The organism is Desulfobacter sp. UBA2225, from assembly GCF_002348205.1.
Lineage (GTDB): Bacteria > Desulfobacterota > Desulfobacteria > Desulfobacterales > Desulfobacteraceae > Desulfobacter > Desulfobacter postgatei.
Map to the genome: position 1 here is coordinate 1 of NZ_DDYV01000184.1, position 14,313 is coordinate 14,313.

Consider the following 14,313-nt stretch of genomic DNA (forward strand, 5'->3'; position numbering starts at 1 on the left):
GTGTCTTAAGTCAACGGCATTGAATGAGGCCATCCAGCAAAGATATGGAGAAGGAAGCTCCTTTACAATACAAGAAGCGGTTGAGAATTATATTGCGGCATGTTCTGTAATTGCAGACCTAACAAAAGTTTTGAAAAGAAAAATTATATTGAAAGATACAAGGGTTTTAATTGCTGTCCCCCCTTGGGAAAAATAGCGCCGAACAAAACACTGGAGAGAGTCCGGGCTGCCTGCGCGGCGTTTTTTGGGGAAATAACTGGTTCAGGAAAATTTAACTTTTATCTAAGCTTTTGGGGTTTAAATACCCGGCCCCCTCAGCTCCTCGATAAATCTCAAAAGGCCGTAAATGCATAACACAGAAAAATTTAAAAATTTCTATAGGAAACCAAAAAACCACAATATGTCTATCATGGAGCTCCGAGAACCTTTCCTGGCAAGGCATTGACTGCTTTTGTTATTGAGCACTGTTTTGAAATCGGCTTGGGCATGGATAAATACCATTAAGGCTTTGTTTTACTTTTCTATATTATTGGGCCTTTTTGAGGTGTAAGGGACTCGGAAAAAAATAAAAAATGGGCAAAGGATTTTTCTTATTATGACGATAAGAACTTAAAAGCTTGATTTTTGTGGCTTGTTTTCTTATTTTACCTGGCTTACTTTAAATACAAGGAGCCTCAATAACGATATGAATCAAAGAAGAATATACGATATTATCCAGTACTCCGTGCTGGTGGCCGGTCAGGAGGACGAATACATTGACCGAGATCTCGGCCCGATTCATATCATCAAATATGTTTATTTGGCTGACTTGGCCTATGCCCAATACAACAATGGAGAAACATACACTGGGATAGACTGGACATTTTATACTTTCGGCCCCTGGAATTCCGATTTGTTTGAATGTATCGAGCCGGCCCTTAAAGAGATCGGGGCTGAACGTAGGATTATTGAAAGCAGGTATGAGAGTAGGGAAGATTTTGTAAGGTACTCTCTCGGCAACTATGACCTTTTTGAAAAGAAAGGTAACTCCCTGCCTCTGGTTATCGGTGCTAGATTACAGCAAGATATTCATAAACATAAGAAGGATACACCCGGCCTGCTCGGTTATGTCTATGGAACAAAACCGATGATTTCAGCGGCCCCCGGGGAAAAACTCGATTTTTCTGTTGCTGTTAAAAGCAGACCAGAAAAGCTGGAATACAATTCAAATTTTGAAAATTTATCGATCAGAAAACAAAAAAACTTCTTCAAAGGCCTTCAAGCTATCCGGGAAAAGAGGAAAGAATGCAAAATCCCAGCGGATAAGGGCTATATTCAGTCTCCTGTTAAACCAATGCATGACCAGATTTATGAAGATGGCCTTGACTGGGTGGAAAGCCTCGCCGGAAAGAAGTTGCCTGAACAGGAATTCGAAGCTCAATTTTCAGAAGATATCTGGCATTCACAATCAAGAAAAGGTGACTATCCAGAATAAATGAAATTCCCTGATGATTCCATCCAATCTTTGCTCGCATCGTCTTCCTGGTGGCAGCAAACGGACTCCCAGTCGGTTGACAGAGGTTTTCTCATCAAGGCTTTTATTCCCCACGTTGATCAGACTCCGAATACAATCGAACCTGTCGGAAGGCAGGAAGCAAACATCCATTCGAAAGCAATCGTAAAGATTCGTCCGCTTGATATCCAAGCCCCTCGGAAAAGAGAAGATCTTCCAGTTGCGGCAATGACCCTATATCAAAATGAAATTTGGACTGTATACAGAGCAAAGCTCCGGCCTTGCCTTGTGCTGGGGAAAACCCACAACATGGTGCCCCAGGAAGTCAAGCATGGTCAACCTAAACGGAGTACTGCCCCGACACTTTTGGTTGCACCATATTATGGGGCTGACCGGGACGGTTCCCGGGCCGGATATAATCCAGCGTTCATTGAGAGAGTCAGGCACATTCGGTACCCCCAATTTTTTATCGATATGCTTCCTATTGGCGGACCGAAAGAGTCGTTGTTAAGGTTTGATCATCTTCAGCCGATTGGCGCCCATTATGATTCCATTCAGAAAACAGGTTACTGCCTTAGCGAAGGAGCGCTTGAGATTCTTGATGAACTTGTTGAACTATATCTTTGGGATCGTGTTAAAGACGGATCAGGTGTGCATGAATTTATTGATCTAATAAGCGAAACCCTTTATCATTCTTAAGCAACCAACTGTGGCATTGCGTCATAATACCATTTGGTGATAAATAACATTTATTCCGCATAAGCCTATCTGCTAATAAAAAATGCTGACGGACAACCCGCAGACGTTGCCATTAAAATCGCCAATTTTCAGAAATTTTGAGGAATCGGAAACCCTACATTATGTCTATTATCAAACACCCAAAGGCAGTATTGAAGGGGCGTTGACTTCTTATATTATTCATTCCTGTTGAAGCTAAAAGGTCATATTCAAAGAGTGTTAACTCCTATGAGACTTTTCGTACCTTTGTCGGAATAAGGCTGATTAAGAACAGGAACAGGAACACGATGAAGTATCAATTCATTTGCGGTGAACTCTATTCTATCCGGGCTGCCTTGAGCTGCCCACAGGCCGCAGAAATATCATCCCCCTTACTTTTCCTGACAATAGCTGTCATGTTCCGATTTAAAAGAATAGTCAAAAAGGCGTTGATCCGATCCCGTGAAGGCCTTTTAAAGGGTGCTTGGGGATGTTCGTTAAATGGAATAAGATTCACTTTTGCCCGAATGGGGGAAAGCAGGCGGACCAGGTCATGGGCATGGGCATCACTGTCATTGACCCCGCTCATCAGAATATACTCAAAGGTAATTTTGTTCCTGGGCTTCATCTCAAATTCTTTGCAAGCCGCAAGCAACGCCTCAATGGGCCAGGCACGGTTGACCGGCATCAGGCTTGAACGCAGCTCATTGTCTGTGGCATTGAGCGACACTGCAAGGTTGACTTCGGTATCAAGGCCCAGCTGAATGATTTTAGGGGCAATACCGGAGGTGGAAACCGTTACCTTCCGACAGGAAAACTTCATCCCGAAATCCGTATCAAAAATCACACCAAGGCTGCGCAAAAGGTTATCATAATTTGCCAAAGGCTCCCCCATACCCATGAACACGATATTGGACAGAGACAAAGGTTCGATACCCTGTTGGGCAACAAACCTTCGGGCATCCCGTACCTGACCTACAATCTCTCCCATGGTCAGGTTTCTTTTAAACCCGGTTTTGGCGGTCAGACAGAACTTACAGTTCATGGCACATCCGGCCTGGGTGGACACACAAAGGGTATAATGCTCTTTTTCAGGTATGAGAACACTTTCCACATACTCCCCGTCTGCCAGTCGATGCAAAAACTTCTTTGTGGCATCAACGGAAGTTTCCATGTTTTCAAGTTCCAGTGTTCCCAGAAAAAAATGCTCGGCCAATTCCCCCCGCAGGGCCTTGCCCAGATCGGTCATCTCTTCGAAGCTGCCGGCAAGCTTCAGGTAGAGCCATTTGAACACCTGGTCAGCCCTGAAACGCCGTATTCCTTTATTTTCAAACCATTCACCCAGATCCTGCCGGGTAAAATCCAGTATATCTTTCATTGTACGCACCTGCATAATTTTATTATTTTCTTGACATTACACGGATTATTTATTAATTTCAACGATTTGATTTGACACTGAGAAAAAGGTTATCTTGCACATGTTTGACGATTTAAGCGACCGGCTGGATTCTGTTTTTAAGAAACTAAGAGGGCACGGAACCCTTACCGAGAGAAACATTGAGGACGGCTTAAAACAGGTCAGATTGGCACTTCTGGAAGCCGATGTCAATTATAAGGTTGCAAAAAATGTCATTTCGGATATAAAAGCCCGAGCCCTTGGCCGGGAGGTTATGCAAAGTCTGACCCCGGGGCAGCAGGTCATCAAGATTGTAAACGAAGAATTTACAAAAATGATGGGCTCCACCCACCAGGAACTGAACTTTGCCGCCACCGGGGCATCATCGATCATGCTGGTGGGACTGCAGGGTTCCGGCAAAACGACCACAGCTGGCAAACTGGCGCGTTTTCTGCGCAAAATCGGCAGAAAACCCTATCTTGTGCCTGTGGATGTGTACCGTCCGGCAGCCATAGACCAGCTGACCAAGCTGGGCAAACAGATGGACGTGCCGGTATTTGAATCCACAACCGACATGAAACCGCTCAGGATCTGCCAGGATGCAAAGCTTGCCGCAAGGGAGCTTGGCTGCGACACCCTGCTCATTGACACCGCAGGGCGATTGCACTTGGATGACGCGCTCATGGTCGAGCTTGAAGAGATCAAAAAGGGCATCAACCCGGCAGAAATTCTTCTGGTGGCAGATGCCATGACCGGCCAGGATGCGGTGAACATTGCCGGTGAATTCGACAAGCGGCTTGATATTTCAGGCTTTGTGCTGACCAAGATGGACGGTGATGCCAGAGGCGGTGCAGCGCTCTCCATCAAAGCGGTGACGGGCAAACCCTTAAAGTTCATCGGTGTGGGTGAAAAGAGTACGGCACTTGAGCCCTTTCATCCGGACCGTATGGCGTCCAGGATTCTGGGTATGGGAGACACCCTGTCTTTTATTGAAAAGGCAGTGGATGCGGTTGACCAGAAAGAAGCCCAGGCCCTTGAAAAGAAACTGAGGAAAAACCAGTTTACCCTGGAAGATTTTAAAAACCAGATGCAGCAGGTCCGCAAAATGGGATCAATCAAGGATCTTTTGGGCATGCTGCCCGGGGTAAATAAAAAGATGCTCAATGATTTGAACATCAGTGATAAAGAATTTGTAAAAATAGAGGCTATTATCAATTCCATGACTCCTGATGAACGGGCCAAACACGCAATCATAAAAGCATCGCGAAAAAAAAGGATTGCCCTTGGTTCGGGGACATCGATTCAGGATGTGAATAAACTGCTTAAAAGCTATACCCAATCCATGAACATGGTGAAAAAATTTAATAAAGGCGGCATGAAATCCCTTCGGGGCATGCTTCCATTTTAAGGAGAGAACAAGAACTATGGCAGTAAAACTCAGACTTACTCGTAAAGGCACCAAGAAGAAACCCTTTTACAGAATTGTTGCCGCCGATATTCAGGCACCCAGGGACGGCAAGTTCCTTGAAGCCGTCGGTACCTATGATCCCATGCAGAATCCGGCCGTTATCACCCTGAAACAGGACCGGGTGCAGTACTGGCTGGAACAGGGTGCAACACCCACCACAACGGTAAAAAGTATCCTTAAAAAACAGAGTGCTCAAAGCGTTCCTGCCTAAGGGTACCTTAAAAGAATAGAACCGCTGTAGACGCCTTGAAAACGGCCGGGCCCCTTATGTCATTGATTAGGAGACGTTTTTATGAAAGAGCTGATTGAGTATTTAGCAAAGGCATTGGTAGACAATCCAGATGAAGTTCAGGTATCTGAAGTGACAGGAGACCAGACTTCGGTGCTTGAACTCAAGGTGGCAAAAGAAGACCTAGGCAAGGTTATCGGCAAACAAGGCAGATCCGCCAGGGCCATGAGAACTATCCTGAGTGCCGCGGCCACAAAAATGAAAAAACGCACGGTACTGGAAATCATCGAGTAGTTCCATGGAATGTTCGGATACCTGGCTGACCATCGGCAAGATCACGGGCGTTCACGGCCTTGGGGGCAACCTTAAAGTTTGGTCCTGGGCCCAGTCGCCCGGCACCTTTGCCCCAGGGCTTGCCGTGGTACTCAAAGATGAGGACAAGACCCTGGACCCTGGACGGGAATATGTGATAATCCGAACCGGCAGGTATAAAAAAGGCGTACTTTTAACCCTTGAAGGGGTCAGTACTCGGGAAGCCTCGGAAGCCCTTGTGGGGAAGCTTGTCATGGTTGATAAAACCAACCTGCCGGACCTGGATGAAGATACCTGGTACTGGCAGGATCTGATCGGGTTGACGGTTGTAGATACCTGTAAAGGCGAAGTTGGAAGCGTTGAGCAGCTTTTCCCCACAGGTGCGGATGATATCCTGGTTGTTACAAATAAAACGCCCCAGGGTAAACAGGAATTGCTCATCCCGATGAATGCCGTATTTATCAAGGATATAAACCTTGAGACCGGGGTAATTTCAACACAGTTGCCCGAAGGTTTCATCACGGACTGATTTTCCGATGAAGTTTACCGTATTGACACTGTTTCCGGAATTTCTGGAGGCTTTTTTTGCCAACGGCATCATGGCCAGGGCTTTGAACCGGAAGGTTATCAGCGCAGACAGCATCAACATCCGGGATTTTACTTCAGATCGGCATAACAGTGTAGATGACCGCCCCTATGGCGGGGGAAGCGGCATGGTAATGATGCCCGGACCTTTGGAAAAAGCCATTGATTCTGCCAGACAGACGTCTCCCAGCCCTTGGGTGGTGTATTTAAGCCCCCAGGGCAGACCCTTTACCCAGGCCCGGGCCTGTGAACTTGCCGCAAATCGACAGGACCTTATTTTAATCTGCGGCCGGTACGAAGGTATTGACGAGCGGGTCTATGCCCGCCAGGTGGATGAAGAGATCTGTGTCGGAGATTTTGTGATGACCGGCGGAGAGATTGCTGCCATGGCCGTTATTGATGCCGTTGCAAGAATGACTCCCGGAGTGCTGGGAAACAATGAATCATCCCGGTGTGAATCATTTATGGATAACCGTCTGGAATATGCCCAGTATACCCGGCCCGAGAGGTACGAGGAAATGGGCGTACCCGGTGTGCTTTTGTCCGGAAACCATGAAAAAATCCGGCAATGGCGCAGGCGCTCTGCTCTGGAACGAACATTTATCAAGCGTCCGGACCTCTTTGAAACCCGGGTGCCGGATAATGAAGAAAAAGAAATTTTACGGCAGTGGTGCCGGGAGCTTGAGGCACTGATTGATAAATGAGTACAACAGATGAACCAATAGATCAAGGCCCCACACGCCAGGGGTCGGAAACTGAACATAACACGCCGAATCTTTACCTGGCATTGATCCACTACCCTGTGGTCAATAAAAGAGGAGAAATAACGGGTTCAGCCCTGACCAACATGGATCTGCATGACATTGCCAGGGCAGGCCGGACATTCGGTGTAAAGGCATATTACGTCTTCACCCCCTATGAAGACCAGAGAACCCTGGCCTTCCAGATCATGGAACACTGGACAAACGGCCATGGCGGAAGGGTTAATCCGGCACGAAAATCCGCCCTTGAACGGATCAGGGTGGCGGATACATTTGAAGCAGTCTGCAATGATATAGAAAATGAACAGGGGCAGGTCGTGGTTAAAGTAGCCACCAGCGCCAACACCCGGCACCCCACACACAGTTGCAGAAAACTTGGACAGGAATTGAAGGGTAATGCCCCCCATGTGATCGTGTTTGGTACGGCATGGGGGCTGGCACCGGAAGTAATCAATCAGTGTGACCATATCCTTGAGCCCATACAGGGGGCAGGATCATATAATCACTTAAGCGTCCGGTCCGCGGCATCCATATATTTAGACAGATTAATAAACGGCTGAAAAAATAGAAGGAAGAAAACATGACAGCAAACCTAATGCAAAAAATTGAAAGAGAACAGATGCGCCTTGACATCCCGGATTTCGACTCCGGGGATACCGTAAAGGTCCATGTAAAAATCAGGGAAGGTGAAAAAGAACGCGTTCAGATTTTCGAGGGCGTTGTTATCAAAAAAACCGGAGGCCTTTCAAGCGCCCGGTTCACCGTTAGAAAGATTTCCGGCGGCGTAGGTGTTGAAAGAATTTTCCCCCTTCATTCCCCTGGCCTTGACAAAGTTGAACTGGTCACCCGGGGACGTGTAAGAAGATCAAAACTTTACTATTTGAGAAATCTGCGCGGCAAAGCGGCAAGAATCAAAGAAAAACGCTTTGCCTGATACCCGTGCCAATTTTCCAGCCGATATGCTGGTCTTTGAAAAGCAGGCTATGTTGGATGGATATAAAATAATTGCGGGTGTTGACGAGGCCGGCAGGGGACCCCTTGCCGGCCCTGTCGTGTCTGCGGCGGTGATCCTGCCTGAAAATTTTGATATTCGCGGCATCAATGATTCTAAAAAACTTTCCGAAAAAAAAAGAACGGCGCTTTTTCCAGTGATCCAAAGCCAGGCCATAGCATTTGGCATCGGCATAGCCGACCACGGAGAAATTGACCGGATTAATATTTTGCAGGCATCCCTGCTCTCCATGAAACGGGCGGTTGACGATTTAGGACTTATCCCGGATTATCTGCTCATAGACGGCAAGTTTACCATAGACAGTAACATAGACCAGCGTCCTGTCATTAAAGGGGACACCTTGAGCCTGTCCATTGCAGCAGCCTCTATTCTGGCCAAGGTCACCCGGGACCGGATCATGACGGACCTTGACTTACAATATCCTGAATATGAATTTAAGCGCCATAAAGGATACCCAACCAAAGCCCACAAGCAGGCGATCCTGGCCCATGGCCCCTGCCCCATTCATCGCAAAAGTTTCAAGGGTGTAAAGGATATATGAGCCTTGGGGGAATAGCGCTTGGAAAAAAGGGAGAACGGGCGGCCCGGAAGCTTCTTTTATCCCGGGGCTATAAAATATTGGAATCCAATTATTCAACCCCGCAGTTTGAAATCGATATCATCGCAAGAGACGTTGACACCTTATGCTTTATTGAAGTGAAAACCCGGACAGGCGTAAAAAAAGGCTTACCCCGGGAAGGTGTAACAACAGCCAAGCAAAAAAAAATTATCATGGGCGCCCAGTACTATCTAAGCCTAAATAAAATCACCAATACCCGGCTGCGGTTTGATGTGGTGGAAGTGTTATACAAGGACGCTTCACACACCGCCTGCGACATCACTGTGATCCCCAATGCCTTTCAAGGATCTTAAGATGTCCGGCACTCTTTATATCGTGGCAACGCCTATAGGCAATCTTGAAGATATGACATTCCGGGCGGTACGCATTCTAAAAGAGGTTGACCTGATTGCGGCCGAAGACACCCGTCACTCAAAAAAACTGCTGGGTCATTACGGCATCACAACCCCCGCGATTGCCTGTCATGAGTACAATGAAACCGAAAAAGCCCATGACCTGATCCAACGCCTTGAAACCGGGACCACCATCGCCTTGATCAGCGATGCAGGTACGCCTTTAATTTCAGATCCCGGTTACCGTCTGGTTTCCCAAGCCCAAGAAAAAGGCATACCCATAGTGCCGGTTCCCGGATGCAACGCGGCGCTTACCGGATTGAGCGCATCCGGCCTGCCCACGGACACCTTTATCTTCCTGGGCTTTCCGCCTAAAAAACAGGGCCGCCTGGACAGCTTTCTCAATGATGCCGCCCGTCACAAGGCCACACTGATATTTTATGAATCCCCCAGGCGCGTTATCCGGCTGATATCTTCAGCCATAACGGCGTTTGGCGACCGTCAGGCCTGTCTTGCCAGGGAATTGACAAAACAGTATGAGGAGTTTATTCCTGGGCCCTTATCTCTTATTTTATCCACCCTTGAGGTAAGGGAGAGCGTCAAAGGCGAATGTGTCCTGTTTATTAAAGGCGCGGATGAACAGCCCGCCGATTTATCTTCAGACCAGATAGAGATCATGATCATGGATGGCCTGAATCAGAATATGCGGACCGGTGAGCTTGCAAAAAAAATAGCTGAACTTGCCAACTGCCCAAAACCCAAGGTTTACGACATGATTTTAGCCCTCAAAAAACGTTCTTAAACATTTAGGTACATCCCCCCCACCTTAATCCGGGATTCAACTACTACCGATGACGCACAAAACAGTGACTATACGCTACAGGTTGATAAACCCCTTGCCAAATCAGGGTCAAAAGCCTTATAAGGGGTAAAATATTTGCAAAGTGTGAGAATATTGTTAGGATTGCAATTCTAATAAAACGGACAGACGTATTTCGTCCCGAATAGATATCCAACCTTCACAAAGGAAATAAAAACACCATGAGCATTGAAATATGCTATGTCATCGTAGGGATGCTGATCCTGTTTGCAATTTTTGATCTGATTGTTGGAGTCACCAATGATGCAGTGAATTTTTTAAACTCCTCAATCGGATCCAAGGCTGCACCGTTTAAAGTGATCATGATTATTGCCAGTGCCGGTATTCTGGCCGGCGTTACTTTTTCTGCAGGCATGATGGAGGTTGCCCGGAAGGGTATTTTTCATCCCGAACTTTTTACCATGCCCGAACTTCTGATCATCTTTCTGGCTGTCATGATCACGGACATCCTGCTTTTAGATCTTTTCAACACATATGGTCTGCCCACCTCCACGACCGTATCCATTGTATTTGAGTTGCTCGGGGCTGCCGTTGCCCTGTCCATGATAAAACTTGCAGCCCATGCTGATTCGGGTCTTGGACTTTTGGATTATATCAACTCGACCAAAGCCATCACAATAATCTTTGGGATATTATTATCCATTATTGTGGCATTTGCATCAGGTGCAACTATTCAGTTTATAGCCAGACTTATCTTTACCTTTAATTATGAAAAACGGCTGAAATATTATGGAGCGTTATGGGGCGGTCTGGCCCTTACCGTCATCACCTTTTTCATCCTTTTAAAAGGCGCTAAAGGCGCTACGTTCATGGATCCACAAATGGTGGCATGGATAAATAGCCACTCGTTAATTATCATGGGCAGTATCTTCGCAACCTCAACTATCATCCTTCAAATTCTTATCAGCGCATTCAAAATAAATATCCTTAAACCCATTGTTCTTTCCGGCACCTTTGCTCTGGCCATGGCATTTGCGGCCAACGATCTTGTTAATTTTATCGGTGTGCCCTTAGCAGGGCTGAATGCCTTCAGAACTGCTCTGGCCTCATCGGATCCCATGAATATCACCATGGGGGCACTGGGGGGAAAAGTACACACCCAGACCTTTATCATGCTCATTGCAGGCGCCATAATGGTGGTCACTCTCTGGGTATCACGCAAGGCAAGGACAGTGACCGAAACCGAAATCAGCCTGGGCCAGCAGGATGAATGCATGGAGCGGTTCGAATCCGTCTGGCTCTCCAGGCGCATCGTCAACCTGTTCCACAGCCTGTTTGCCTCTGTCAAAGCCCTGTCCCCTAACGTCATTGGTGAAATTGTGGCCAAAAGAATCAGCCCGATCCCCGAAGATACGCATGTCGGGGGAAAGGAGAAACCATCATTTGATCTGCTGCGTGCGTCCGTAAACCTGATGGTGGCATCTGCCGTGGTCTCCCTGGCCACGTCTCTAAAACTGCCATTATCCACCACCTATGTGACGTTTATGGTGGCCATGGGGTCTTCCTTTTCCGACCAGGCCTGGGGCAGGGAAACCGCCGTATACCGTATCACCGGCGTTTTGACAGTGATAGGTGGCTGGTTTATGACCGCCTTTATTGCCTTTGCGGCGTCTTTTATCTGCGCCTATATCATCTACTATTTCAAAATGCCCGGTGTCGCCGGCCTGATAATCTTTGTCTTTTTTATGATCCACAGGAACAAAAAGCATCACGAAGGCACTGAAAAGACCAAAGAGGAGATCACCATTTACCACCTCGAAGAGGTGGTAAATTTCCCGTCTTCTGTTTCAGCCACATTTGACCATCTTGCCCTTCATCTTCGGAGTATACGGATCTCTTTGAAAACCACGTTTAATGCACTGTTTGAAGAGGATTTGGATACCTTAAGGGAGCAGCGCAGGAAGGTCAAGCAGTTCCAGATGAGCAGCAATATAATCATTGCAAATATTTTTAAAGTGTTACGGCTCCTGCAGCGCACGGATCACAAGGGGTCTTACAACTATTACCAGATTATCCGGCGCCTTCAAAAACTGAACGATGGACACAGAGATACGGTGATCAGATCCACCATGCATGTGGCCAACCGCCATAAAGGGCTTTTACCGGCCCAGATTGAGGAACTCAAAGAGGTCAAAACAGAAATGCTTTACATTTTTGAGCAGGTTGAAATCGCATTTAATAAAAAGGATATTGTGGACTGCAACCACATCGGAGCAAGGTTCCACTATCTCAGAGATCTTGTGGATGAATACAATGCCAATCAGATTGCCAGAATCAGGGAAGAGACCTCAAAGACACGCCTGAGCATCATGTACTACGCCATTTCAGGCAATTGCGTCATGATGGCCAAACAAACCGTTAAGCTGTTGGAAATATTCAATGAGGCACTGCCCTCGGAAGACGGCGCTAACGCATGCAGAGGACTGCATCTGGATTGATCTTTTTTTTGGAAACCTGGAAGAAAAATCAATAATATTTAGCCGGGAATTAAATTCAAGCACAAGCACCGGATCAAGTTCGCCATTTTCCGTTTAAAGTAAAAATTCAAAACGTTGGCAAGTTGCCAAATAAAAAAGCGGCCCTTTCCAGTCAAGGAAAGGGCCGCCTTAATTTAGATCATCACCAAACAGATGTCAGTGAAGGAAAATCCTTTAATTACATCTTGGTGCCTTGTGCATGGCTCTGCAGTTTTACTTCAACCTTTTCGGTCAGGCTGGCATAGTATTCTCTAAGGATAACCAAAACTTCTTCACGGCCAAAGTGATCAACAACAGGTTGGTTGTTGGACAAGGCGTGACGCAGTTTGGTACCGGAGAGGATAACACGGTCGTCTTTGCCATGGGGGCAGGTTCTCATGGAAGCCATACCGTCGCATTTGTGGCAGTAGAAGGTCCAGTCGATTTTCAAAGGTGCGCACAGCAGGCGTTTGCCTGGGTCTTCCGGAGTGGGGATGGTATCAAAAATTTCCTGGGCTTCGAACAGGGTGTAGAAGTCACCAACGCCGGCATGGTCACGACCGATGATCATCTTGTTAACGCCGTAGTTCTGGCGGAAGGTGGCATGAAGCAGGGCTTCACGGGGACCGGCATATCTCATGTCAAGGGGGTAACCGGCATTAATAACGTGTTCCGGTACAAAGTAACCCTTGATCAGGGTGTCGATACATTTGATACGTACTTCTGCGGGGATGTCGCCAGGTTTCAGGTTACCGATCAGGGAGTGGATCAGAACGCCGTCACATACATCAAGGGCGATCTTGCACAGATGTTCGTGGGATCTGTGCATGGGGTTTCTCAGCTGCATGGAAGCAACGTTTGCCCAGCCTTTTTCATCCATGATAGCGCGGGTTTCTGCCGGGCTCAGATAAACGCCTTTGAATTTTTCGGGGAACTCGCCTTCGGAGAGTACTTTTACAGGACCAGCCAGGCAGAATTCTTTTCTGGCCATAACCATTTGAACGCCGGGATGATCTTTCAGTGCGATTTCCCAGAATACTTTGTCAGCGGACTCTTCGCCATGACCTTTGTAAACTTTTTCACATTCCCATTTTTTCTCGGCTTCGGTCATTTCGAATTTTTCTTCGATCTTCATGGTGGCATAGATCTCACCATTTCTTTCCAGGGTGATCTCATCGCCAACTTTGATTGCTGCGGCATCAGCAGCAGAAGCGTCGAGCATAACAGGAACTGGCCAGAAAGTACCATTAGCCAGCAGGAAGTCTTCGCAAACGCCTTTCCAGTCAGCTTTGGTCATAAAGCCGTTCAGCGGAGAGAAACCGCCGATACCGAGCATGATCAAGTCGCCTTTAACCTGGGAAGAGATTTCGATTTTTTTCAGACCTGCGGCTTTTTTCAATTCAGCTTTCAAAGCAGCGCCTTCAAGCTTACAACATACAAGACCTTTCCCGCCATGGGGTGCAACTAATTTAGACATATTACGTCATTCTCCTTATCTATGGTTAACTGCCATTATATGTGTCAAATACCTTGACCCGGCACCTGACTTCAATTTTATTTAAAAATCTTGTAAGATTTAATGATGATTGGCTGATTTGTCAAGAATTATATTTGCTTAACTTTAGCAGTTCTCCCACCTCATCCATGGATACTGCATGGGCGTGGGCTTCAAGCGCGGGCTGCTTAAATGATATGAACCAGGTACCAGCCGATTCAGCCGCCTTTTTATCGTATATGGAATCCCCGATAAACACAAGCTGTTTAGGCACCAGCGCATACGCCCCCATAATTTTTTCTAGCTGGTCAGGAAAGGGTTTGGGATTTGCCACATCCGATGCCGTGACAACAATATCAAATGACTTTTTCAGCTTATGTTCAATCAGTACACGTCCCATGGTATTTGTCCGGTTCGTGGCCACACCGCGCACCAGGCCTGCCTGCTTTATTGCATCAAGCAACTCAATAAGGCCCGGTTCCATCAGCATCAAAGGCACCACACTTTCATAACCGATGCTTTTAATCATTTTGTATACAGGCTGGTGGTCATCCATTTC

The 14,313-nt window shown here is 46.9% G+C and carries 17 protein-coding genes; 14 read left to right on the forward strand and 3 right to left on the reverse strand.

What is annotated here, in order from left to right:
- The 3 genes from B3D59_RS09455 to B3D59_RS09465 form a co-directional block, all read left to right on the forward strand.
- Positions 1-196: hypothetical protein (locus B3D59_RS09455; RefSeq protein ID WP_286819305.1), on the forward strand; the 196-nt coding region annotated here is incomplete at its 5' end.
- Positions 197-685: 489 nt separating this feature from the next.
- Entirely contained in the window at positions 686-1,474 is a 789-nt protein-coding gene (locus B3D59_RS09460; RefSeq protein ID WP_286819307.1) for a hypothetical protein, read from the forward strand.
- Positions 1,475-2,191 carry a hypothetical protein gene (locus B3D59_RS09465; RefSeq protein ID WP_286819308.1) on the forward strand — a complete coding sequence of 239 codons (717 nt, stop codon included), beginning with the start codon at positions 1,475-1,477 and terminating at the stop codon, positions 2,189-2,191.
- A gap of 355 nt (positions 2,192-2,546) precedes the next feature.
- Here B3D59_RS09465 and rlmN read toward each other — a convergent pair whose 3' ends face one another.
- Complete coding sequence (gene rlmN / locus B3D59_RS09470; RefSeq protein WP_286819309.1) at positions 2,547-3,587, reverse strand: 23S rRNA (adenine(2503)-C(2))-methyltransferase RlmN; 1,041 nt, start codon at positions 3,585-3,587, stop codon at positions 2,547-2,549.
- Positions 3,588-3,687: 100 nt separating this feature from the next.
- Here rlmN and ffh point away from each other — a divergent pair, with 100 nt between their 5' ends.
- From ffh to B3D59_RS09525, 11 genes are all read left to right on the forward strand, one after another.
- On the forward strand, positions 3,688-5,013 hold the full coding sequence (gene ffh, locus B3D59_RS09475; RefSeq protein WP_286819310.1) for a signal recognition particle protein: 1,326 nt from the start codon (positions 3,688-3,690) through the stop codon (positions 5,011-5,013).
- Between the two features lie 16 nt (positions 5,014-5,029).
- A complete protein-coding gene (gene rpsP, locus B3D59_RS09480; protein WP_277000383.1) occupies positions 5,030-5,284 on the forward strand; it encodes a 30S ribosomal protein S16 in 255 nt (84 codons plus the stop codon).
- Between the two features lie 81 nt (positions 5,285-5,365).
- The gene (locus B3D59_RS09485) at positions 5,366-5,596 is read left to right on the forward strand and encodes a KH domain-containing protein (RefSeq protein ID WP_020586850.1); all 231 of its coding nucleotides are present in this window, start codon (positions 5,366-5,368) and stop codon (positions 5,594-5,596) included.
- A gap of 4 nt (positions 5,597-5,600) precedes the next feature.
- Positions 5,601-6,143, forward strand: coding sequence for a ribosome maturation factor RimM (gene rimM / locus B3D59_RS09490; RefSeq protein ID WP_286819312.1), 543 nt, complete (start codon positions 5,601-5,603; stop codon positions 6,141-6,143).
- Positions 6,144-6,150: 7 nt separating this feature from the next.
- Positions 6,151-6,903 carry a tRNA (guanosine(37)-N1)-methyltransferase TrmD gene (trmD, locus tag B3D59_RS09495; protein WP_286819313.1) on the forward strand — a complete coding sequence of 251 codons (753 nt, stop codon included), beginning with the start codon at positions 6,151-6,153 and terminating at the stop codon, positions 6,901-6,903.
- Entirely contained in the window at positions 6,900-7,520 is a 621-nt protein-coding gene (locus tag B3D59_RS09500; protein WP_286819314.1) for an RNA methyltransferase, read from the forward strand. The genes trmD and B3D59_RS09500 overlap by 4 nt, the downstream gene beginning before the upstream one ends.
- 20 nt (positions 7,521-7,540) lie before the next feature.
- Positions 7,541-7,894 carry a 50S ribosomal protein L19 gene (gene rplS, locus B3D59_RS09505; RefSeq protein ID WP_286819316.1) on the forward strand — a complete coding sequence of 118 codons (354 nt, stop codon included), beginning with the start codon at positions 7,541-7,543 and terminating at the stop codon, positions 7,892-7,894.
- A 25-nt stretch (positions 7,895-7,919) separates the two neighbouring features.
- A complete protein-coding gene (locus B3D59_RS09510) occupies positions 7,920-8,513 on the forward strand; it encodes a ribonuclease HII (protein ID WP_414646531.1) in 594 nt (197 codons plus the stop codon).
- Positions 8,510-8,884: a YraN family protein gene (locus B3D59_RS09515; protein ID WP_004074314.1), complete on the forward strand. Its 375-nt coding sequence runs from the start codon at positions 8,510-8,512 to the stop codon at positions 8,882-8,884. The genes B3D59_RS09510 and B3D59_RS09515 overlap by 4 nt, the downstream gene beginning before the upstream one ends.
- A 1-nt stretch (position 8,885) precedes the next feature.
- A complete protein-coding gene (gene rsmI, locus B3D59_RS09520) occupies positions 8,886-9,725 on the forward strand; it encodes a 16S rRNA (cytidine(1402)-2'-O)-methyltransferase (RefSeq protein ID WP_286819321.1) in 840 nt (279 codons plus the stop codon).
- Between the two features lie 239 nt (positions 9,726-9,964).
- The gene (locus tag B3D59_RS09525; RefSeq protein ID WP_286819322.1) at positions 9,965-12,241 is read left to right on the forward strand and encodes an inorganic phosphate transporter; all 2,277 of its coding nucleotides are present in this window, start codon (positions 9,965-9,967) and stop codon (positions 12,239-12,241) included.
- A gap of 217 nt (positions 12,242-12,458) precedes the next feature.
- On the opposite strand, the gene sat is transcribed toward B3D59_RS09525, so the two are convergent.
- Together sat and B3D59_RS09535 are read right to left on the reverse strand one after the other, a co-directional pair.
- Entirely contained in the window at positions 12,459-13,736 is a 1,278-nt protein-coding gene (gene sat, locus B3D59_RS09530; protein WP_286819324.1) for a sulfate adenylyltransferase, read from the reverse strand.
- A 121-nt stretch (positions 13,737-13,857) separates the two neighbouring features.
- A partial coding sequence (locus tag B3D59_RS09535; RefSeq protein WP_286819326.1) for an HAD family hydrolase occupies positions 13,858-14,313 on the reverse strand: 456 nt, incomplete at its 5' end.

Coding starts and splice junctions, on each gene's coding strand:
- B3D59_RS09460 (WP_286819307.1), top strand. CDS start 686: ATGAATCAAAGAAGAATATACGATATTATCCAGTACTCCGTGCTGGTG.
- B3D59_RS09465 (WP_286819308.1), top strand. CDS start 1,475: ATGAAATTCCCTGATGATTCCATCCAATCTTTGCTCGCATCGTCTTCC.
- rlmN (WP_286819309.1), bottom strand. CDS start 3,587: ATGAAAGATATACTGGATTTTACCCGGCAGGATCTGGGTGAATGGTTT.
- ffh (WP_286819310.1), top strand. CDS start 3,688: ATGTTTGACGATTTAAGCGACCGGCTGGATTCTGTTTTTAAGAAACTA.
- rpsP (WP_277000383.1), top strand. CDS start 5,030: ATGGCAGTAAAACTCAGACTTACTCGTAAAGGCACCAAGAAGAAACCC.
- B3D59_RS09485 (WP_020586850.1), top strand. CDS start 5,366: ATGAAAGAGCTGATTGAGTATTTAGCAAAGGCATTGGTAGACAATCCA.
- rimM (WP_286819312.1), top strand. CDS start 5,601: ATGGAATGTTCGGATACCTGGCTGACCATCGGCAAGATCACGGGCGTT.
- trmD (WP_286819313.1), top strand. CDS start 6,151: ATGAAGTTTACCGTATTGACACTGTTTCCGGAATTTCTGGAGGCTTTT.
- B3D59_RS09500 (WP_286819314.1), top strand. CDS start 6,900: ATGAGTACAACAGATGAACCAATAGATCAAGGCCCCACACGCCAGGGG.
- rplS (WP_286819316.1), top strand. CDS start 7,541: ATGACAGCAAACCTAATGCAAAAAATTGAAAGAGAACAGATGCGCCTT.
- B3D59_RS09510 (WP_414646531.1), top strand. CDS start 7,920: ATGCTGGTCTTTGAAAAGCAGGCTATGTTGGATGGATATAAAATAATT.
- B3D59_RS09515 (WP_004074314.1), top strand. CDS start 8,510: ATGAGCCTTGGGGGAATAGCGCTTGGAAAAAAGGGAGAACGGGCGGCC.
- rsmI (WP_286819321.1), top strand. CDS start 8,886: ATGTCCGGCACTCTTTATATCGTGGCAACGCCTATAGGCAATCTTGAA.
- B3D59_RS09525 (WP_286819322.1), top strand. CDS start 9,965: ATGAGCATTGAAATATGCTATGTCATCGTAGGGATGCTGATCCTGTTT.
- sat (WP_286819324.1), bottom strand. CDS start 13,736: ATGTCTAAATTAGTTGCACCCCATGGCGGGAAAGGTCTTGTATGTTGT.